Raw genomic sequence first — 1,199 nt, 5'->3', positions numbered from 1 at the left:
TCCGAGCTGTTGCGCTCGGTGGTCTGCTGCATGTCGCGCTCGGCATGCACCATCACCCGCTCGGCGCCGCGCTGGTCGTCGAAAGTGATCTGGCTGGCGTTGCTGTAGCGGCCCTGCTTCAAGGAGCGGGTCACCAGGCCGGTGTAACGGATGTCTTTCGGCAAGTCGTACGGCGTGGGGTTGTCGCCGTTGTAGACGATGCCGGTCACCATGGGCCGGTCCAGATCGCCGTCCACATAAGTGACCAGCACTTCCTGACCCACCCTCGGCATCGCCAGCACGCCCCAGCCTTTGCCGGCCCAGGCTTGCGACACCCGAATCCAGCACGAGGCGTCCTCCTCCTGCGTCTTGTAGCGGTCCCAGTGGAAGTGCACGCGGATGCGGCCCAGCTTATCGGTATGCACTTCCGCGTTCACCGGCCCCACCACCGTCGCGCTCTGGATGCCCGGCAGAATCGGCTTGGGCGTCAGCCGCAGCGGCCGGAACGGCCGGTCGTCCCGCATCGCGCGGAACACGCACATCACATTGCGGCCCTGGCCGCTGCTGTCCGGCCCGTCTTGCAAAAAGGTCAGCTCGCTGGCCGCCACGTAGTAGCGGCGGTTGCGCGCCGCATCCGGGTGGCCTTCCAGCGTGAAAGCGCCGCCAGTGGCCAGCCCGCGGGCGTTGGCCGTGCCGGTGAGCTGGTGGGAATCCGCCTGCAGCGCCTCCAGCCGCAGCCGCGCCAGCCGGTCGCCGCCTGCCTGATCGCTATAGCCCGCGCCGTAGTCGTAGTGTTCCAGCCGGATGCCGTCCAGGCTGGTCTGGGTCTCCTGGGCGTCGCTGTCCAGGCGGTTGGACGGCGCGTGGTAGTCGAAGTCGCGCAGCGCGACATTGGTCGGCCTTACCCGCCGCGTGCGTTGCAGCCGCTGCACGCCTTCGCGGCCCGGCACCGGACGGAACTCGTCGCCGTCCGGCAGGAAGCGCAGCCGGCCGTAGCCGGCGGCCAGGTCGTCGAAGCGCTGGGTGTCGGACAGCACCACCACATGGCGCTCCGGCTGGTGCTCGACCCAGAAGTAAATGCCCTCGTCCTCCAGCAGCCGCTTGACGAAGTTGAGGTCGGACTCCAGGAACTGCACGCAGTATTCGCGTGGTTCGTAGGCGTGCTCCAGCTCAAAGCGGAAGTCCGGCCGCTGATGCTCGCCGAACACCTGCTCGACGAT

The 1,199-nt window shown here is 68.0% G+C and carries 1 protein-coding gene; it reads right to left on the bottom strand.

From position 1 onward, the window contains the following. On the bottom strand, positions 1–1,199 hold a 1,199-nt coding region (locus ACUXV1_RS23200), incomplete at both ends, for a type VI secretion system Vgr family protein (RefSeq protein ID WP_446016768.1).

The sequence above is a fragment of the Chromobacterium sp. W521 genome (genome assembly GCF_052805975.1).
This window is presented reverse-complemented; position numbering and strand designations above follow the sequence as displayed.